General features: G+C 71.5%; 20 protein-coding genes. All 20 read right to left on the bottom strand.

Features of this window, described 5'->3' with window-relative positions; translation table 11 throughout:
• Positions 1–68: 68 nt before the first annotated feature.
• Positions 69–1,226: a prolipoprotein diacylglyceryl transferase gene (lgt, locus tag FM105_RS08625; RefSeq protein WP_087007315.1), complete on the bottom strand. Its 1,158-nt coding sequence runs from the start codon at positions 1,224–1,226 to the stop codon at positions 69–71.
• Positions 1,219–2,019: a tryptophan synthase subunit alpha gene (gene trpA, locus FM105_RS08620; protein WP_087007313.1), complete on the bottom strand. Its 801-nt coding sequence runs from the start codon at positions 2,017–2,019 to the stop codon at positions 1,219–1,221. The genes lgt and trpA overlap by 8 nt, the downstream gene beginning before the upstream one ends.
• Positions 2,016–3,248 carry a tryptophan synthase subunit beta gene (gene trpB / locus FM105_RS08615; protein WP_087007311.1) on the bottom strand — a complete coding sequence of 411 codons (1,233 nt, stop codon included), beginning with the start codon at positions 3,246–3,248 and terminating at the stop codon, positions 2,016–2,018. Before trpB ends, trpA begins: the two co-directional genes overlap by 4 nt.
• A 46-nt stretch (positions 3,249–3,294) precedes the next feature.
• On the bottom strand, positions 3,295–4,080 hold the full coding sequence (gene trpC / locus FM105_RS08610; protein WP_087007309.1) for an indole-3-glycerol phosphate synthase TrpC: 786 nt from the start codon (positions 4,078–4,080) through the stop codon (positions 3,295–3,297).
• Positions 4,077–4,337 carry an HGxxPAAW family protein gene (locus tag FM105_RS08605; protein ID WP_087007307.1) on the bottom strand — a complete coding sequence of 87 codons (261 nt, stop codon included), beginning with the start codon at positions 4,335–4,337 and terminating at the stop codon, positions 4,077–4,079. The genes trpC and FM105_RS08605 overlap by 4 nt, the downstream gene beginning before the upstream one ends.
• Positions 4,338–4,459: 122 nt before the next feature.
• On the bottom strand, positions 4,460–4,951 hold the full coding sequence (locus FM105_RS08600; RefSeq protein WP_087007306.1) for a Trp biosynthesis-associated membrane protein: 492 nt from the start codon (positions 4,949–4,951) through the stop codon (positions 4,460–4,462).
• On the bottom strand, positions 4,948–6,495 hold the full coding sequence (locus tag FM105_RS08595) for an anthranilate synthase component I (RefSeq protein ID WP_087007304.1): 1,548 nt from the start codon (positions 6,493–6,495) through the stop codon (positions 4,948–4,950). Before FM105_RS08595 ends, FM105_RS08600 begins: the two co-directional genes overlap by 4 nt.
• Positions 6,492–6,836: a phosphoribosyl-AMP cyclohydrolase gene (hisI, locus tag FM105_RS08590; protein ID WP_087007426.1), complete on the bottom strand. Its 345-nt coding sequence runs from the start codon at positions 6,834–6,836 to the stop codon at positions 6,492–6,494. Before hisI ends, FM105_RS08595 begins: the two co-directional genes overlap by 4 nt.
• Positions 6,837–6,852: 16 nt before the next feature.
• Entirely contained in the window at positions 6,853–7,626 is a 774-nt protein-coding gene (hisF, locus tag FM105_RS08585; protein ID WP_087007302.1) for an imidazole glycerol phosphate synthase subunit HisF, read from the bottom strand.
• Positions 7,623–9,125: a carboxyl transferase domain-containing protein gene (locus FM105_RS08580; RefSeq protein ID WP_087007301.1), complete on the bottom strand. Its 1,503-nt coding sequence runs from the start codon at positions 9,123–9,125 to the stop codon at positions 7,623–7,625. Before FM105_RS08580 ends, hisF begins: the two co-directional genes overlap by 4 nt.
• 1 nt (position 9,126) lies before the next feature.
• Positions 9,127–10,326, bottom strand: a complete 1,200-nt coding sequence (locus FM105_RS08575) for a CaiB/BaiF CoA transferase family protein (protein WP_087007299.1) — start codon at positions 10,324–10,326, stop codon at positions 9,127–9,129.
• Positions 10,323–10,796, bottom strand: a complete 474-nt coding sequence (locus FM105_RS08570; protein ID WP_087007297.1) for a PH domain-containing protein — start codon at positions 10,794–10,796, stop codon at positions 10,323–10,325. Before FM105_RS08570 ends, FM105_RS08575 begins: the two co-directional genes overlap by 4 nt.
• Positions 10,777–11,625, bottom strand: coding sequence for an ATP phosphoribosyltransferase (hisG, locus tag FM105_RS08565; protein WP_087007294.1), 849 nt, complete (start codon positions 11,623–11,625; stop codon positions 10,777–10,779). Before hisG ends, FM105_RS08570 begins: the two co-directional genes overlap by 20 nt.
• Before the next feature lie 57 nt (positions 11,626–11,682).
• Positions 11,683–11,946, bottom strand: a complete 264-nt coding sequence (locus tag FM105_RS08560) for a phosphoribosyl-ATP diphosphatase (protein ID WP_087007424.1) — start codon at positions 11,944–11,946, stop codon at positions 11,683–11,685.
• Positions 11,947–11,978: 32 nt separating this feature from the next.
• Positions 11,979–12,644, bottom strand: a complete 666-nt coding sequence (locus FM105_RS08555; protein ID WP_087007292.1) for a nicotinamide mononucleotide transporter family protein — start codon at positions 12,642–12,644, stop codon at positions 11,979–11,981.
• A 3-nt stretch (positions 12,645–12,647) separates the two neighbouring features.
• Complete coding sequence (gene rpe / locus FM105_RS08550) at positions 12,648–13,313, bottom strand: ribulose-phosphate 3-epimerase (protein WP_087007290.1); 666 nt, start codon at positions 13,311–13,313, stop codon at positions 12,648–12,650.
• A 9-nt stretch (positions 13,314–13,322) separates the two neighbouring features.
• A complete protein-coding gene (locus tag FM105_RS08545; RefSeq protein WP_087007288.1) occupies positions 13,323–14,852 on the bottom strand; it encodes an RsmB/NOP family class I SAM-dependent RNA methyltransferase in 1,530 nt (509 codons plus the stop codon).
• Positions 14,845–15,792 (bottom strand): methionyl-tRNA formyltransferase, encoded by a 948-nt coding sequence (locus FM105_RS08540; protein ID WP_087007286.1) that lies wholly within the window; start codon positions 15,790–15,792, stop codon positions 14,845–14,847. Before FM105_RS08540 ends, FM105_RS08545 begins: the two co-directional genes overlap by 8 nt.
• Positions 15,793–15,819: 27 nt before the next feature.
• Complete coding sequence (locus FM105_RS08535) at positions 15,820–17,883, bottom strand: hypothetical protein (protein ID WP_087007284.1); 2,064 nt, start codon at positions 17,881–17,883, stop codon at positions 15,820–15,822.
• Positions 17,883–19,085: a methionine adenosyltransferase gene (gene metK / locus FM105_RS08530; protein WP_087007282.1), complete on the bottom strand. Its 1,203-nt coding sequence runs from the start codon at positions 19,083–19,085 to the stop codon at positions 17,883–17,885. Before metK ends, FM105_RS08535 begins: the two co-directional genes overlap by 1 nt.
• Positions 19,086–19,093: the final 8 nt, after the last annotated feature.

Here is a 19,093-nt window from a genome sequence, read left to right as displayed (position 1 = left end):
ACACTCGCGCAGCGTCCTCGTGCGAGACCTCTCTCACAGTGGTCTCGCCGTCCGGGCGCGGACCGCCGCTACGACTCGGTCGTGCCCCTCGGATCCGGTGGTCCCTGCTGCTCCTCCGTGTCCCGTGCGTCCGTGTCCGCCTTCGGCTCAGACCGTCCGGTCAGCTGCGGAACGATGGAGATCGCCGAGGTCACGGCACCGAAGAATCCGAAGCCTCCGCGACGCGCCGGCTGCTCGCCGTCCCTCGCGCCGCCGGCTGCGCTCGTGCCCTCTGCTGCGGTGGTGCCGTCTGCTGCGACGGTCCGGTCCACTGAGGTCGAGCCGGAACCGGAGCCGGATCCATTGCCGGTCACGGGTGCGGAACCGTCCGCATCCGGTCGTGGCCGATCGTCGGTGTACGCGGTGTTCTCCCCACCGCCGTGGCGAGACCGCGAGACGACCAGCAGCACGACGCCCAGCAGGAAGATCACGATCGAGGTCCACACGTTCAGGCGCAGACCGAGGATGTGCTCCGCGTCATCGATGCGCAGCGCCTCGATCCACACGCGCCCCAGTGTGTAGTAGGCGAGGTAGAGGAAGAACACCTGGCCGCGCCACAGCGAGAAGCGGCGGCCCGCCCACAGCAGGACGAAGCAGCCGATGACGTTCCACAGCGATTCGTAGAGGAAGGTCGGGTGGAACAGCGTGTCCGCGGGAAGCGAGGGGTCCGGCCACGTCGGACTGGTCCTGTCGATCTCCAGTCCCCACGGCAGATCGGTGGGCGCGCCGAAGAGCTCCTGGTTGAACCAGTTGCCCCACCTCCCCGCGGCCTGGGCGAGGATGAGTCCCGGAGCGGCCGCATCGAGGAACGAGGTGAAGCGGAACCCGTGCCTGCGGCACACGAACAGCACCACGAGCACACCCAGCGCGACGGCTCCCCAGATGCCGAGCCCGCCGTTCCAGATGTAGAGCGCGGCGACGGGGTCGCCGTCCGGCCCGAAATAGGGGTCCGGGGTGGAGAGGACGTGGTAGATGCGACCGCCGATGATGCCGGACGGGATCGCCCAGATCGCGAGCGTCCACAGGTCGTCCTCGGTCCCTCCCCGCGCCTGCCAGCGCCGGTTCGTGAGCCACAGCGCCAGCACGATGCCCACGAGGATGCACAGTGCGTAGGCGTGGATGCGCAGCGGCCCGATGTCGAACCCGCTCCAGCCGGGCGACGGGATGGATGCGAGGAGATCAGTCACGCACGCCCTCCGCGAACTGCTCTGCCGCACGGCCGACGGCGGCCGAGCCGCCCTCGGTCAGCGCACGGACGAAGGCCGATCCTACGATCACGCCGTCGGCGTAGGAGGCGACCTCTGCCGCGTGCTCGCGAGTCGAGACGCCGAGGCCCACGCACACGTTCCGGGCGCCCGCGGCGCGCGTATCGGCCACGAGGCCCGCGGCCTTCCCGCCGACCTCCGCACGCGTCCCGGTCACACCCATCGTCGAGGCCGCGTAGACGAAGCCGCGACTCGCCTCGACGACCGCCGAGATCCGGTCGGGGGACGAGGACGGCGCGACGAGGAAGATCCGGTCGAGGTCGTGGGCGTCCGAGGCGGCGATCCATTCGTCGGCCTCGTCCGGGATGAGGTCGGGGGTGACGATGCCGACCCCGCCGGCTGCGGCGAGGTCGCGCGCATAGGCGTCGACGCCGTACTGCAGGATGAGGTTCCAGTAGCTCATGACGACGGGGGTCGCCCCCGCGTCCGCTGCCGCCTGCACCGCGGTGAAGACATCAGCCACGCGGACTCCGCCGCTCAGTGCCTTGACGCTGGCCGCTTCGATGACCGGACCATCGAGGCCCGGATCCGTGTACGGCATCCCGATCTCGACCATGTCCGCACCGCCGGCCACCAGTGCGCGGACGGCATCCACCGACCCGGGGACGTCCGGATACCCCACGGGGAGGTAGCCGATCAGGGCGGAGCGGCCCTCCGACCTGCACGCGGCCAGTGCCGCCGCGCTGCCGCGGTCCTCTCGCGTCGTCGTGCTCATGCCGTCTCCCCCTCCGAGTCCAGGTAGCCGAACCAGCGTCCGGCGGTCGTCACGTCCTTGTCGCCGCGGCCGGAGAGGCAGACGAGGATCGTCGCTTCCGGTCCGAGCTCCCGGCCCAGGTCGAGGGCGCCCGCGAGCGCGTGGGAGCTCTCGATCGCCGGGATGATCCCCTCTGTGCGGCAGAGCAGTCGGAACGCGTCCATCGCCTCCGCGTCGGTGACCGGGCGGTACTCCCCCCGACCGCTCGCGTGCAGCCATGCGTGCTCGGGACCCACCCCGGAGTAGTCCAGCCCAGCGGAGATCGAGTGGCTCTCCTGCGTCTGACCGTCCTCGTCCTGCAGCTGGTACGACTTCGCACCGTGGAGGACTCCGACGGAGCCCTTCGTCAGGGTCGCGGCATGACGGGGCGTCTCGATGCCGTCGCCTGCGGCTTCACAGCCGACGAGCCGCACGCCCTCGTCCGGGATGAATGCGTGGAATGCGCCGATGGCGTTGGATCCCCCGCCCACGCAGGCGACGACGGCGTCCGGCAGACCTCCGGTCCGCTCGATCACCTGTCCGCGCGCCTCCAGCCCGATGATGCGCTGGAACTCGCGCACCAGGACGGGGAACGGGTGCGGGCCGGCGACCGTGCCGAACACGTAGTGGGTGCTCTCCACGGATGCGACCCAGTCGCGGAACGTCTCGTTGATCGCGTCCTTGAGGGTGCGGGATCCCGCGTCCACGGCGGTCACCTCAGCACCCAGCAGGTTCATCCGGGCGACGTTGAGAGCCTGGCGCTCCACGTCGACGGCCCCCATGTAGATCCGGCACTCCATGCCCATGAGGGCGGCGGCGGTCGCGGTGGCGACGCCGTGCTGACCCGCGCCGGTCTCCGCGATGAGACGGGTCTTGCCCTGCCTCTTGGCGAGCAGCGCCTGGCCCAGCGCGTTGTTGATCTTGTGGCTGCCGGTGTGGTTGAGGTCCTCGCGCTTGAGCAGGATGCGGGCACCGCCCGCGTGCTCGGAGAACCGCGCGGCCTCGCTCAGCAGACTGGGCCGGCCGACGTACTCGTCGAGCAGCCGGCGGTACTCGGCCCGGAACTCCTCGTCCAGGACCGCCTTTCCGAACGCCTCCTCGATCTCCTCGCACGCGGGGACGAGTGCTTCGGGGATGTACCGCCCTCCGAACTCGCCGAATCGCGGCCCCTGCGGAAGGTCGGAGTCGGGACGGGAGAACTGCTCGATCATGTGGTCGCTCCTCGTGGCGTGGTGCGGTCGGGCGCTCACGCGCGTCTCACGGACGCGCTGCCCGCCCTGCTTCGGTGAATGCGGCGACTGCGGACTGGGGGTCGCCGCCGATGACGAGCGCCTCGCCGACGAGTCCCAGGTGAGCGCCGGCGCGTGCGTACTGGGCGACGGTCTCCGCATCGCTCACGCCCGACTCAGCGACGAGCACGGCGCCCGACGGGGCGTGCGGTGCGAGCGCGGCGAACCGCGCGGGGTCGACGCTCAGGTCCTTGAGATTGCGGGTGTTGACACCCACGAGGCTCGCGCCGACCGCACTCGCGCGTTCGAGCTCGTCGACCGTGTGGGTCTCCACGAGCGCCGCCATGCCCAGCTCGGAGGCCAGCGCCAGCTGGTCCTGCAGCTGTGCGTCATCGAGCGCGGCGACGATGAGGAGGACGATGTCCGCACCGTGGGCGCGCGCTTCGTAGAACTGGTACTCGTCGACCATGAAGTCCTTGCGCAGCACGGGGATGTCCACCGCAGCGCGCACTGCGTCGAGGTCTGCGAGTGAGCCGCCGAACCGACGTCGCTCCGTCAGCACGCTGATCGCGGCGGCCCCGCCCCCGGCATAGGCGGTGGCCAGGGCGGCGGGATCGGCGATGTCCGCGAGCGCGCCCTTCGACGGCGACGAGCGCTTCACCTCGCAGATGAGGCCGAAGCCGGACTCCGGCGGGAAGGGGCGCGCCGGTGCGGCGTCAGCGGCCGCTGCGCGGACGTCGTGCAGGGACCGCTCCCGTCGGCGTGGTCCGAGGTCCTCGCGGACTCCCGCGATGATGTCGTCGAGGACCGTCACGAACGCGGCTTGCCCTTCCCGGCTGCGCGCATGATCAGACCGATGATCGGACCCGCGACGAAGACCGCGATGCCCGCGTAGATGATGACGTCCACGACCATGACGAAGCCGACCGCGAGGATGACGCCTCCGAGCAGCATGAGGAACACACCGGTCCAGGCCGCCGGCGTGTTGCCGTGGCCGGGGTCCTTGATCTTCTCGTAGTCGATCGCGTCGCGGTCGAGGTCGGGGGCTCCGGTGCGGACTGCCTGGGACATGTCACTCCTCATCTGGCGGGGGCGGGCCCGCCCGGCTCTGGGTTCGCGGTGTGGGTCCACCGCTGGGGTTTCGGGATCCTGCGGATCCTACGGGTGCATTATCGCATGTCGCGACGCGACCCTCAGCTCGGGTCCTCGCCCCGCGACAGGGCGTCCCATGCTGCTGCGGGGTCGTCCTCATCCGCGTGCGGAGCGGCGGTGTGCGTCTGGCGGTCGTAGCGGCCGGAGACCTGCCAGCCGAGGCTCGCGACGGCGGACCACACTGCGGCGACCAGCACTCCGACGCCCGCTGCGATCGTCGGGATGAGCGTGGCGGGCGGAGCCTGCGAGGAGACCGCCGTGAGCACCACTCCCACGCCCACGGCGCCGATGAGGACGCACACGACGATGCGTCCGATCCGACCGAGCATCGCGAGCAGCAGGGCGGCGACGGCCAGGACGGCCGCGCTCGCCGTGAGGAGCGGATGGGACGCGCCCTCCTCCCCGCCGACCTCCGCGACCCCGGACGGACCCGTGCCGCCGCCGGCGGGGTCGATGCCCCAGGGACGGGTGGCGAGGATCCACACGGCGCCCGCGAGGATCAGGAGGATGATGACCGCTCTGCCCTTCGTCACGCGGATCCCTCCGCTCCGTCCCCCGCCGCGGTCGCGTCGACCGGCGAACGGAGCGTGTGGGCTGCGGCGGCCGCCCGCAGGACCGCAGCGGCCTTCCTGTGGCATTCGTCGAGCTCCGCCTGCGGGTCGGAATCGGCCACGATCCCGGCACCGGCGGACACGGTGAGGAGCCCGTCGCGCAGGATCCCCGTGCGGATCGCGATCGCGACGTCGAGGTCGCCGGTGAAGGACAGGTACCCGACCACTCCCCCGTAGACGCCGCGGGCCGTCGGCTCCAGTCGGTCGATGATCTGCAGCGCACGCGGCTTCGGTGCACCGGAGAGCGTCCCCGCGGGGAACGTCGCCCGCAGGACGTCGAGTCCGTCCGCGCCCTCGCGCAGATGGCCGGTCACGGTCGACACGATGTGCATGACGTGGCTGTACAGCTCGATCTCCATGAACTCGACGACGTCCACGGAGCCCGGGGCACTGACCTTCGACACGTCGTTGCGGGCGAGATCGACGAGCATGAGGTGCTCGGCGCGCTCCTTCTGGTCCGCGAGCAGTTCGGCGGCGAGTGCACGATCCTCGTCCGGGGTGGCGCCGCGCGGTCGGGTGCCCGCGATCGGATGCGTCGTGATGGTCCCGTCGGAGACCGTCACGAGGGCCTCGGGGGACGATCCGATGATCGTGAGCGGCGCCCCCTCGGCCACCGGCACATCGAGGAGGTACATGTACGGGCTGGGGTTCGACGCCCGCAGCATGCGGTAGACGTCCGTGGCGGAGGCGTCGATCTGCGCGTCGAAGCGCTGGCCGAGCACGACCTGGAAGATCTCGCCGTCGACGATGTCCCGCTTCGCCGCGGCGACGGCCTCCAGGTAGTCGTCCGGATGGGTGCGCGCCTTCACCTCCGGCTCCGGAGCGTCGTGGACTGCGAGAGACGGGACGAGCGGAGCGGACAGGTCGTCCAGCATCGCCTCGATGCGGGCGACGGCCGTGTCGTACGCGGCGTCGATCCCGTCGGGACGGCCGTCGACGTTCACGGCGTTCGCCACGAGCGTGAGACGGGACGTGAAGTGGTCCAGGATCGCGACGTCGCCGGGGATGGACATGCTGAGCTCCGGCACCGGGTGCTCGGGCAGCGGACCGGGACCGAGGTCCTCGAACCGTCGCACGGAGTCCCATCCCAGGTAGCCGACGAACGAGGACACCATCGGCGGCAGACCGCTGTCGTGCGGACCCGTCGCAAGCACGCGCAGGGCCTCCGCCAGGGCGGCGTGGGGATCTCCTCCCGTCGGCAGCCCCGCGGGCGGTGTGCCCAGCCAGACCGCCTCGCCCTCGACCTCCGTCAGCGTCGCGATCGGACCGCGCCCCACGAACGAGTACCTGCTCCACCTGTCCTGCGACGCCGATTCGAGGAGGAAGCCGCCCGGCCGCCCCTCTGCGAGTCGGCGGTAGAGGGTCAGCGGCGTCTCCGTGTCCGCCAGCACGGTCGTGTGCACGGGGACGATCCGGTGGTGGGAGCCGCGAGCGCGGAACTCCTCGCGGGTCGGTGTGAGCCTCATGACAGCTCCCGTCCGCTGAAGCAGGTCTGTGTGCCAGTGTGGCATGCGGGTCCGGTCTGCTCGACCGTGTAGAGGAGGGTGTCCCCGTCGCAGTCCGTCGCCACGGAGACCACCCGCTGGGTGTTGCCGGACGTCTCGCCCTTCACCCACAGCTGACCGCGGGAGCGCGACCAGTACGTCGCCCGTCCGGTGGTGAGCGTGCGGTCGACGGCCTCGGCGTTCGCCCAGGCGAGCATGAGGACGTCCTTCGTTGCGGCCTCCTGGACCACGACGGGCAGCAGTCCCCGCTCGTCGAAGACGAGATCGGTCGCAGCGGGGGTCGCAGCGGTGGCCGCGGTGATGTCCTCGGCTGCGTTCTCAGCGCACTTCGTGTCCGGCACGGGCCAGCTCCTCCTTGATCGCTCCGATCGTCGTGTCACCGAAGTGCAGGATGCTCGCGGCGAGCACGGCGTCCGCTCCGGCGTCCACGGCGGGCGGGAAGTGCTCGGGGGCGCCGGCACCGCCGGAGGCGATGAGCGGGACGCTCACGGCCGCCCGCACATCGCGCAGCATGGGCAGGTCGAAGCCCGCCTTCGTCCCGTCCGCGTCGATGCTGTTGAGAAGGATCTCGCCGGCACCGGACTCCGCGGCCCGCGCGGCCCAGGCGACCGCGCAGACACCTGTGCCGCGTCGACCGCCGTGGGTGGTGACCTCATAGCCCGAGGCGGTCGGGGCCTGGCCCTCGGGCACGCGCCGGGCGTCCACGGACAGGACGAGTACCTGGCTGCCGAACCGCTTGGCGATCTCGCCGATCAGGTCCGGGCGCGCGACGGCGGCGCTGTTGACCCCCACTTTGTCCGCACCGCTGCGCAGCAGTCGGTCGACGTCCTCGACGGACCGCACACCACCGCCCACGGTGAGTGGGATGAAGAGCTGCTCAGCGCAGCGGGTGACCATGTCGTGGGTCGTCGAGCGGTCCCCCGTCGTCGCGGTGACGTCGAGGAACGTGAGCTCATCGGCGCCCTGCGCGTCGTAGCGGTGGGCGAGTTCGACGGGATCGCCCGCATCGCGCAGATCGGCGAAGTTCACGCCCTTGACGACGCGCCCGGCGTCGACGTCGAGGCACGGGATGACGCGGACGGCTGTGCTCACAGACCCAACTTCCTGTAGCGAGCCACGCGCGCTCCCTCCCGCAGGTATGCGGGAGTGCGCATGAGCTCGATGATCTCGTGCTCCAGAGTCGCCGACAGCTCTGCGATGAAGCTCGACGGGTCGTCCGACGCATCGACGGGCTCCGCGATGACGCGGTCGACGATTCCTCCGGCCATCAGCTGTGCCGACTGGACGCGCTGCGCCTGCGCCATCTCCGGGGCGTGGTCCGTGTCGCGGTGCACGATCGCGGACGCGCCTTCGGGCGGCAGCGGGGAGAGCCACCCGTTCTGGGCCGACAGGACCCGATCGGCGGGGATCAGCGCGAGCGCGCCTCCGCCGGAGCCCTCGCCCATGATGACGGAGACGCTGGGAGACTTCAGTGCGATCAGGTCTGCGAGGCTGCGGGCGATCTCTCCCGCGAGCCCGCCTTCCTCCGCCTCCTTGGACAGCGCGGCGCCCGGGGTGTCGATGATCGTGACCAGCGGCAGTCCGAGCTCCTCCGACAGCCGCATCCCGCGGCGCGCCTCACGGAGCGCTGCGGGACCCATGGGCTCGCGGGAGTCCTGGCGGTAGCGGTCCTGTCCGAGCACGATGCAGGGCGCGGTGCCGAACTTCGCGATCGCGAGCAGCAGACCGGGGTCCTTCTCCCCCTGACCCGTGCCGCGCAGGGGGAGCACGTGGGTCGCGCCGTGGCGCAGCAGGTCCCGGACACCCGGGCGCTCCGGCCTGCGGGAGGCCGTGATGACGTCCCAGGCCGAGCGCTCGTCGACGTCCGAGGGGCGCGAATCGGGGTCCGGGACGCGCTCCGGGATCTCGCGGGCGCCCATGAGGACGTCGAGGACCCGTGCCACCGTGTCGTGGATGCGGTCCGGCCCCAGCACCGCGTCGATGATGCCGTGGCGCTGGAGGTTCTCCCCCGACTGCACCCCGGCGGGGAATTCGCGGTCGTAGATCTGCTCGAAGACCCGCGGCCCCAGGAACCCGATGAGGGAATCCGGTTCGGCCACCGTCACGTGCCCCAGCGAGCCCCACGAGGCGAAGACGCCGCCGGTCGTGGGGTGGCGGAGGTAGACGAGGAAGGGCAGCCCGGCCGCCTTGTGCGCGACGACGGCTGCGGTGATCTTCACCATGGAGAGGAACGCGACGGTCCCCTCCTGCATCCGGGTGCCCCCCGACGAGGGTCCGGCGAGCACCGGAAGGCCCTCGAGCGTCGCGCGCTCGAGCGCCTCGACCAGTCGGTGGGCGGCCGCGACGCCGATCGACCCGGCGAGGAACCGGAACTCGCACGCGACGATCGCGACGCGGCGTCCGTGGATGAGGCCCTCGCCGGTGATGACGGCCTCGTCGACCCCGGACTTCTCCCGGGCGGCCGCGAGCTCCGCCTCATAGGATTCGCCGATGCCGCCGGCCGGGACCAGGGGCGTCGTGTCCCAGGATGAGAAGCTGCCGGCGTCGACGACCCGTTCGATGAGCTCGCGTGCACTCAGTCGCTTCGCCATCTCAGCCCTCCAGCCACTCGCGGATGGTCGCCTCCTGCTCGGAGAGGCGCGGCGGAGCCAGGTGCTCGGTCACCGTCGTCTCCGTCTCGCCGGACGCGTCCGCGTCGAAGAACCGCAGTGGCGGTCCCGGCAGGTCGATGTCACCGATCGTCGGGTGGGCCGCAGAGATCTTGAGGCCCTGCGACAGCGCCTGCTCCCATGCGTAGACCTCCGGGAGCGTCCGCACGACGCCTGCGGGGATGCCGGCGTCGGAGAGCTTCTGCAGCAGCGGTTCCGGCGTGTACGCGGAGAACGCGTCCTCGATGGCGGCGATGAGCGCGTCACGGTTCGCGAAGCGGTCGCCGTTGGTCGCGAAGCGGGGATCCGCGGAGTCGATGCCGAACTCCTCGCAGAAGCGCAGCCACATCTTCTCGTTGCCCACGGAGATCTGCACTGCCCCGTCCCGGCACTCGAAGAGTCCGTACGGTGCGAGTGTGGCGTGGTGGTTGCCGCCGGGCAGCGGCTCCATGCCGCCGATGGTGGCGCGGGTGCCCTGGAACGCGTGGACGCCGACCATCCCCGCGATGAGCGAGGTGCGGACGACCTTCCCGCGGCCCGTGCGCTCGCGCTCCAGCAGTGCTGCGAGCACGCCGTAGGCGCCGTGGATGCCTGCGAGCAGGTCCGCGATCGGCACGCCGACCCTCTGCATGTCGTCCGGCCCGGATCCCGTGAGCGACATGAGGCCGCCCTCGCCCTGGGCGATCTGGTCGTAGCCCGCCCGGGTCGCCTCGGGTCCGTCATGGCCGAACCCGGTGATCGACAGGACCACGAGGCGGGGGTTGAGCTCCGTCATCGCGGCGGTGGAGAAGCCCAGGCGGTCGAGCACGCCGGAGCGGAAGTTCTCGATGAGCACGTCCGCGCGGGAGATGAGGCTGCGCAGGGTCTGAGCACCGTCGTCGCTCTTGAGGTCGAGCGCGATCGACTCCTTGTTCCGGTTGCACGAGAGGTAGTAGGTGGACTGCGGGTCGTCGTCGGGCCCTGCGAAGGGAGGACCCCAGCTGCGGGAGTCGTCACCGGATCCGGGGTTCTCGACCTTGATGACGCGCGCGCCCAGGTCGCCGAGCATCTGCCCGGCGTGGGGGCCTGCCAGCGCGCGGGACAGGTCGACGACGACGCTTCCCGCGAGTGGGCCTGCGCTGCGGGGGGTGTGGGGGATGTTCACGTGGTGCCTCCGGGTGGGGTGTGCTCGTCTACGAGGATACGCAATCGGTCTGTCGCCTCCTGGGCGCGCGGCCCGTCCGCCGCCTGGATCGCCATGACCGCGGACGTGGTGCCGTCGGAGAGGCTGAGAGTGGCCCACGAGTCGCCCAGGGCCTCGGAGTACGAGACGCTGATGATCTGGCTCCACTCGTAGCGCTGCGAGGCGACGATGTTGCGGACGAAGAGTCCGTCGGGGCCCGCCTTCGCGCAGATCGAGGCGAAGCGCAGCAGCACGAGGCCGAACACGATGCCGAGGCCCACCATCCAGATGGTGTCGATCTCCGGCTGCCAGCCCGGCCACTCCATGACGGTGAGTGCGATCGACAGCGCGGTGAAGGACGCGACGATCGCAGGAGCGAGGATCAGGCCCACCGCGCGGAGCATCCGCGGGCGGAAGACGACCTCGTCGGGGTCAGACGCGGCAGGCTGCAATATTCGTCACCAGGATCGCGCGGGCTCCGGCCGTGTACAGCTGGTCCATCACCGTGTGCTGGGAGTCCGCGGACACCATCGCCCGCACGGCGACCCATTCGGGGTCCCGCATGGGTGAGACGGTCGGGCTCTCGAAGCCCGGGGTCACCGCCACAGCGTCCGAGAGCTTCTCCACGGGCACGTCGTAGTCCAGCATCACGTAGCTGCGGGCCACCATGACGCTCTCCAGCCGGCGGACGACGACCGCGGCGGCCTCCGACAGGTGCGGGCGGTCCTGCGGTGCGACGAGGACCCCCTCGGAGCGCATGAGGGGCTCCCCGAACGTCTCGAGGCCGGCCTGGCGCAGCGTGGTGCCCGTCTCGACGACGTCTGCGATGGCGTCGGCCACGCCCAGCTCGATCGACACCTCGACGGCGCCGTCCAGGCTGACGGTCCGTGCGTCGATCCCGCGTGCCTCGAGGTCCTTCCCCACGAGGACGGGGTAGCTCGTGGCGATGCGGCGACCGGCGAGGTCCGCGACATCCGTGAACGTCCCGGCAGTACTCGCGTAGTGGAACCGCGAGCGGCCGAATCCCAGCGGCAGGATCTCGAGCGCCCCGGCCTCCGACTCGAGGAGGAGGTCGCGCCCCGTCACACCGAGGTCCAGGATCCCCTCACCGATGTACACGGCGATGTCGCGGGGACGCAGGTAGAAGAACTCGATGCCGTTCGTGTCGTCGCGGCTGACCAGCGTCTTCGAGTTCGTGCGCAGCTGGTAGCCCGCCTCGCGCAGCATGGTGGTGGCGGATTCGGAGAGCGTGCCCTTGTTGGGCACCGCGATGCGAAGCATGGGTATGGGGCTCCTGGGAGTGGGATGACCGGCGATGGGTGGGTGCGTAGCGACCGCTCAGAGATGTCGGTAGACGTCGCTCGGCGCGAGTCCACGGGCGATCATCATGACCTGCAGGTGGTAGATCGCCTGCGAGATCTCCTCTGCGAGTTCGTCATCGCTCTGGTATTCGGCGGCCATCCACACCTCGGCCGCCTCCTCCACGATCTTCTTCCCGATCTGATGGATGCCCGCGTCCAGTTCCGCCACGGTGGACGAACCGGCCGGACGTGTCTGTGCCTTCTGGGTCAGTTCCGCGAACAGGGTCTCGAAGTCCTTCACAGGTTCAGGGTAGTCCAGTCCCGTTCCCGCGGTCATACGGGGTCCGGACGTGAGACGTCGGGCGAGAAGTCGGTGGGTGAGGCGATCCGCTGCCGCGAGCGCCTGCTCCAGTCGATGATGCCCACGACGACCATGATGAGGAAGACGAAATAGACGGCCCCGGAGAAGACCAGTCCGCCCATGATCGCGAGCGGGATGCCGACCAGGTCGACGAGCAGCCACACGAACCAGAACTCCACGATCGCGCGGCCCTGTGCGGCCATCGCCGCAAGCGATCCCACGAAGATGTAGGCGTCGGGGTACGGGTTCCACGACCAGCCGCCCCACGCGAGCACCGTCCCGAAGACGGCCGTGCCGACGGCGAGGAATCCGAGCAGCGCGATGCGCTCCTTCCACGTGCCCCAGCGGACCTTGATCTCGCCGGACTCCTGCTTCGCCTGCCGCCAGCGGGTCCAGCCCCAGATCGCAGCGGCGATGATGACGACCTGGCGGGACGCGTTGCCGCCCAGGCCCGCGCCGATGCTCGCGCTCAGCAGGAGGATCGACCCGACGATCTGGACGGGCCAGGACAGGATCGACCGGCGCAGCGCGAGGAACACCGTCGCGATCGCGCAGATGTTGCCGATGAGGTCCGACCACGGGACCGGGACGCCCGCGAGCGTGAAGACCGGCGTGTTGAGGAGGTCGAGGAAGCCCACGCGTCAGTCCCGCCGGGCCGCTTCGGCCGCGGTCCGCAGTGAGCGAATCGCCGCGTCCGCGTCGTCCGCGCCGTAGACGGCGGAGCCTGCGACGAGCACGTTCGCCCCCGCCTCGACGACCCGCTCGACCGTCGAGGCGGACACGCCGCCGTCGACCTGCAGCTTGATGTCCAGCCCGGCTGCGCTGATCGCCTTCCGCATCCGGCGGATCTTCGGCAGGCAGACGTCGAGGAACTTCTGACCGCCGAATCCGGGCTCGACGGTCATGACGAGCACCTGGTCGAATTCGGGGAGGAGGTCGATGAGCGGCTCGATCGGGGTCCCGGGCCGCACGGCGATGCTGGCGCGCGCGCCCAGCCGGCGCAGTTCGCGGGCCAGTCGCACGGGTGCGGCGGCGGCCTCGGCGTGGAAGGTCACGGACTCGCACCCGATCTCCGCGTACACGGGGGCCCAGGTGTCCGGGTCCTCGATCATGAGGTGCGCGTCGATCGGTATCGGCGACACGGCCCGGATGCGCTCGACGACCGGGGGGCCGAACGTGAGGTTCGGCACGAAGTGGTTGTCCATGACGTCGACGTGCGCCATGTCCGCACTGCTGATGCGGCTCAGTTCACCGGCCAGGTCGGCGAAGTCGGCGGAGAGGATGCTCGGATTGATGTGTATGCCCACGCGCCCACCTTAGCGCCGCACCAGCAGGGCCAGGAACATGGCATCCGTGCCGTGGACATCGGGCCACAGCTGGGCGAAGCGCCCGTCGCCGCGCGCCGCCGATGCGAAGGCCTCCGCAGGGCGACCGGTGAGCTCCGCCAGCACCGCCGGTGCATCGAGCAGCTCCACCTCGCCGCCTGGGAGCACGTCGTCGACGATGCCGGCGGTCTCCGCCCAGTGCGGTGAGCAGGTCGAGTACGCGATGATCCCGCCCGGCCGCGCCGCCGCGATGGCGGAGTGCAGCAGCTCCGTCTGGAGGGGTGCCAGGGCGGCCACGTCGTCGGGTCGTCTGCGCCACCGGGCCTCCGGGCGACGGCGCAGGGCGCCGAGGCCCGTGCAGGGCACGTCGACCAGCACGCCGGAGAACATCCCCGCCTGGTCGCGGCCGACCGTCCTGCCGTCCGCGTGGACCGCCTCCACGGTGCCGGGGCTGCCGGCGGTGGACTCGCGTACGAGCCGCGTCCGATGCTCGGAGGAATCGACCGCATGCACGCGGCCGTTCCGTCCTGCCGCGACGGCACCCAGCACCGCGGTCTTGCCGCCCGGTCCCGCGCAGAGGTCGAGCCAGCTCGGATTCGCAGCGGTGTCCGCCGCTGTGAGCGCGAGCGCGACGAGCTGCGAGCCCTGGTCCTGGACCCGCACGTGCGCGTCCGCGACGCCGGGGACGTCCCGCGGGTCGCCGGTCTCGAGCACCAGTCCGATCGGCGAGAGGTCCGCTGGCGTCAGCTGCGCGTCCTCGGCAGCGGCGAGGTCGTCCCGGTCCGCGAGCCCGGGCAGCGCGGCGAGGCTGACCTTCGCCGGAGCGTTGTCCGCATCGAGCACGTCCCGCAGTGCCGCCTCCAGCCCGTCTCCCCCGCGTCCGTGGCCGCGCAGCGCCATCCGCAGGGCGCGCACGATCCACGCGGGGTGCGAGGTCCGCAGCGCGAGCGCCTCGTCCGCTCCGCGGCCTGCGGTGAGCTCCTCGATCCAGGTGTCCGCGTCGTGCGCGGAGACCCTCCGCAGCACGGCGTTGACCAGACCGCTGGAGCGTCCGCCGCCCGCCCTGCGCAGGGCCTCCACGGTCTCGGAGACCGCCGCGTGGTCGGCCACCCGCATGTTCAGCAGCTGGTGGACGCCCATGCGCACGGCCGAGGCGGTGCGCGGGTCCAGATCCGCCGGATGCCGGTCCGCAGCCGCTTCCGCGACCGCGTCGTAGAGGCCGAGGCCGCGCAGGGTCCCGTAGGTCAGTTCGGTCGCCAGCGACGCATCCCGCGCGTCCAGCCCCGCGTCCCGCAGGCGCGCGGGCAGCAGGAGGTTCGCGTACGCGTCCGCCTCATCGACCTCCGTCAGCACGCTCAGGGCCACGTCCCGGGCGGACTGCCGCACGGCATCCCGCGCCCGAGGCCCTCCCCCGGATCCCCGCTGCTGCGGATTCCTGCCCTGCCGCGGGCTCCTGCCCTGCCGGTCGTTGCTGCCGTGTCGGTCGGGCCCGCCCTGCCTCCCGCCCCTGCGCTCACTCATCGTTCTCTCCGCTCTGCTCATCGTCGTCGAGGATGTCGAACGCCGCGTCCGGCCGGCCGCGCAGGAAGTCCGCGGCGTCCATCATCGGCTTGCCGAAGGGCTGGATGCCGGCGACCCGCACGGCGCCGTCCCCCGTTCCCAGGACCACCCCGTCGTGGACCGCCGCGATACGACCCGGCCCGGGCACTGCGTCGTCGGGCCCGGCCTCGGACAGCCCCGCGAGCTTCGTCCGCTGGCCCCCGATGGTCGCCCAGGCGCCCGGGGACGGAGACACGCCCCGGAACCGGGCCAGGACCTCGGCGGCGGGGCGGGTGAGGTCGAGGCGCGCCTCCTCCGGGTCGATCTTCGCCGCGTGGCTCGGCTCGCCGACCTGGTCGGTCAGTGCGCAGTCACCCGAGGCCAGCAGCGAGAACGCCTCGGCGAGCAGCCCGGCGCCCTCGCGAGCGTAGGAGGCGAGCACCGCGCCGGCATCGGCGGCAGGCAGGTCGAGCGTGCGCTGCAGCAGCACGGGCCCGGTGTCCATCCCCTCATCGATCCGGAAGACGGTGAGCCCGGAGTGCGTTCGCCCGTCCATGAGCGCGCGCTGCACGGGGGCCGCACCGCGGTACTCGGGCAGCAGCGAGAAGTGCAGGTTGAACCATCCCAGCCGCGACGTCGCCAGGGCGCGGGGGCCCGCGATCGCGCCGAACGCGACGACTGCGACCGCGTCCGCGTCGAGCGCTTCGAGCTGTCCCAGCACGTCTCCGCGCAGGCGGGCCGCCTCCAGGACCGGCAGTCCCAGCTCCAGGGCGCGGCGCTTGACGGGGCTGGGCGTCAGGACGCGTTTGCGCCCGACGGGGGCGTCCGGCCGTGTCAGCACGCTCACGATGTCGTGATCGGCGTGCAGGGCCTCCAAGGACGGGACTGCGGCGGGCGGGGTGCCGGCGAAGACGATTCTCACGCCCGACAGTCTAGGGCCGCGGCGGCCTCAGAGCGCGCTGAGCGGGTCCAACACGTGCCTGACCACTGCCGCTCCCGACGCGGACCGGTGCGCGGCGATCGCCCGCAGCGCTGCGGAGACCGCGGTCGAGTCGGTCAGTTCGAAGGCCAGGAGCCGCGTGTGCACGTCGTCCTCGCCGTCGTTACCGAAGAGCGGCGTGAGGAAGCCCTCTCCGAGCTCGGCGGTCAGGCGGCCGAGCACGTCCAGGACGTCGCGGCGCGCACCGCTGAGACGCAGAGTGCGCACGACGGGCGGCAGTCGCGTGGCCCGCCGGTCCGTGAGCTCGCCGTGCGCGAAGCGGACCGGGTCGAAGGTCTGGAGCACCCGGACGACGACGTCCGTGTCATCGAGCACCAGAGCGCGGCCGCCGTCAGCGGATGCGCGGACCAGTGCGAGGGCCCTCAGCCGGCGGGCGATCGCCTTCCCCACTCCGTCGAGGCCGGGTCCCGGCCAGAGCGAATCGAGCAGCACGGCCGCCGCGTAGCCTCCCTCCGCATAGGGCTCCGCCCCCGTCGTCGCGACGACGATGGCCTGCTCCGGGCCGACCGACCCCACGATGTCCTCGCCGCCGGAGCGGATGACAGGCACCTCGGCGAATGCGCGCTGCAGTTCCTCGACGGTGCGCTCGAGACCGCGGACGACCGCGCGGACACGGGTCGCACCGCACCGCTGGCACGGGCACCGCTCCTCACGCAGTCCGCAGCCCGCGCACGCGAAGGGTCCTGCGGCCCCCGCCGCGGACAGCCTCCGACCGCAGCGCGGGCAGTCCAGGAGGTCACCGCACCGTGCGCATGCGACGACGGGGAGGTATCCGGCGCGCGGCACCTGGACCAGCACGGGACCGTGCGCGGTCTCGCGCCGGCTGCGGCCGAGTGCGCCGCGCAGCACCTCGAACGCCTCCGGGGGCATGCGCTCGTAGGCGCCGTCCGCGTGGGGCAGCAGGACGAGCGGGGCCGTGGCCCTGCGGTCCTCACGGGCCATGTCGATCGATCCGACCCAGCCGGTCTCGACCAGCCGCTGCACTTCCACGGTGCGCGTGTGGTCGAGCAGGAGAAGGGCCGCGCCCGTCTGCCGGACTCGGACGAGGCAGACCTCGCGGGCATGGGGGTAGGGCGCCCGCTGCTCGGCGAAGTGGTCGCTGCCGTCGTCCATGAGGAGCACGAGCCCCAGGTCGTCAAGCGGTGCGAACGCGGCGGCCCGCGTGCCGATCACCAACCGGGCCGCACCGCCGTGGGCACGGACCCACGCGGACCAGCGAGCCTGCGGACCCTGATCCGCCGACAGCCGCACGGTGTGCGGGGCCAGCGGGCCGAGCCGCGCGGTGAGCGCGCTGAGCTCGCGGTGGTCCGGCACCAGCCAGAGGACTGACCGGCCGGCCGCGATCGTGATCGCCGCCGCCCGCAGGCCCGCGCTGATCCACCCGGTGCCCGGTTCTCCCCCGGGCGTCAGTGCGTACGCGGCGCGAGGGCCGTCCTCGCCGTCGTCTGCCGGGCTCAGCCACTCCGTGAGCGCCGCGAGGAAGGCCTCATACGACGCGGGCGCACCGGACGGTGTGGGAAACTCGTCGGGTCCCGGCACGGGAGGAGCCTCCGCATGATGCCGGGTCACTGCTGTGAGGGCCGAGCGCTCGCCCGCAGCATGGCGGGGCGGCACCGCGAGCCGCAGGACGTCCGGGACGGTTCCCGCCCAGCGGTCGGCCACCTCGCGGACCAGCGGCATGAGCCGCTCGTCGGCGACCGGCAGCGGTGAGACCACGCGCTCGAGCGGTGCGATCTCCCCCGCCACGTCCGTGTCCTCCGCACGGGACAGGAGGAATCCGGAGACGAGACGGCCCGAGAACCGCACGCGGACACGGACACCGGGGACCGCCTCGGCGTCCTGCGTCTGGGTCACGCCGTAGTCGAAGGTGCGTGCGAGGTGCGGGACCGCGGTCTCGAGCATGACGCGGGCGACGGGCTGCGCCGCAGCGGGAGTCAGACCGCCTCGCAGCCTGATGCCCGTGCCTCTCGCCGCGAGCTCTCCGTCGCCCAGGAGCGACGGCTGGGAGTCCATCAGCCGACGAGCGCCGCGAGGGCCTCCGCCTTGTCGGTGCGCTCCCACGTGAACGCGTCGCCCGTGCGGCCGAAGTGCCCGTACGTCGCAGTCTGCGAGTAGATGGGACGGATGAGATCCAGTTCACGGATGATCTCTGCGGGGCGCAGCGGGAACACCTCGCGGATCGCGGACGCGATCTTCACCGGATCCGCCTGCTCCGTGCCGAAGGTCTCCACGTAGAGGCCCACCGGTTCGCTGCGGCCGATCGCGTAGGCGACCTGGACCTCTGCGCGCTTCGCGAGGCCTGCGGCGACGACGTTCTTCGCCACCCAGCGCATCGCGTACGCAGCGGAGCGGTCGACCTTCGACGGGTCCTTGCCGGAGAACGCGCCGCCGCCGTGACGGGCGAACCCGCCGTACGTGTCGACGATGATCTTGCGTCCCGTGAGCCCCGCGTCCCCCATCGGGCCGCCGATCACGAAGTCGCCGGCCGGGTTGATGAAGTACTCCGTCCCGGAGCTGTCGAGCGAGAAGTCGGCGAGCACGGGCTCGATGACCGCTTCGTGCATGTCCGCACTCAGCTGGGCGTGCGTGTAGTCGCGCGAGTGCTGGGTGGAGACCACCACGGCTTCCAGGGACACCGCCGATTCGCCGTCGTAGCCGATCGTGACCTGTGTCTTGCCGTCGGGGCGCAGATGGGGCAGCACACCCTGCTTGCGGACCTGGGCGAGCTGCTCCGAGAGGCGGTGCGCGAGGTGGATGGGCAGCGGCATCAGCACGTCGGTGGAGTCATCCGCGTATCCGAACATGAGGCCCTGGTCGCCGGCGCCCAGGGACGTGCCGTGGTCGGTGTCGTCGGACGCACCCGACCGGCGCTCGAACGAGGTGGTGATCCCTGCGCTGATGTCCGACGACTGCGCGCCGATCGACACGGAGACCCCGCAGCTGTGGCCGTCGAAGCCCTTGTCGGAGGAGTCGTAGCCGATGCCGGTGATCGTGTCCCGCACGATGTTCGCCACATCCGCGTACGCGGATGAGGTCACCTCCCCCGCGACGTGGACGAGTCCCGTCGTCACGAGCGTCTCCACGGCGACCTTCGAGGTCGGGTCCTGCCGGAGGAGCTCGTCGAGGACCGCATCGCTGATCTGGTCGCAGATCTTGTCGGGATGGCCCTCGGTGACGGATTCGGACGTGAAGTGGCGGAGTTGAGGAGAAGTCACCTGTTGAT

This window comes from Brevibacterium yomogidense, assembly GCF_900163715.1.
In the GTDB taxonomy this organism is placed as follows: domain Bacteria; phylum Actinomycetota; class Actinomycetes; order Actinomycetales; family Brevibacteriaceae; genus Brevibacterium; species Brevibacterium yomogidense_A.
The sequence above is the reverse complement of the archived record's forward strand: the minus strand, read 5'-3'. Positions and strand labels throughout refer to the sequence as shown.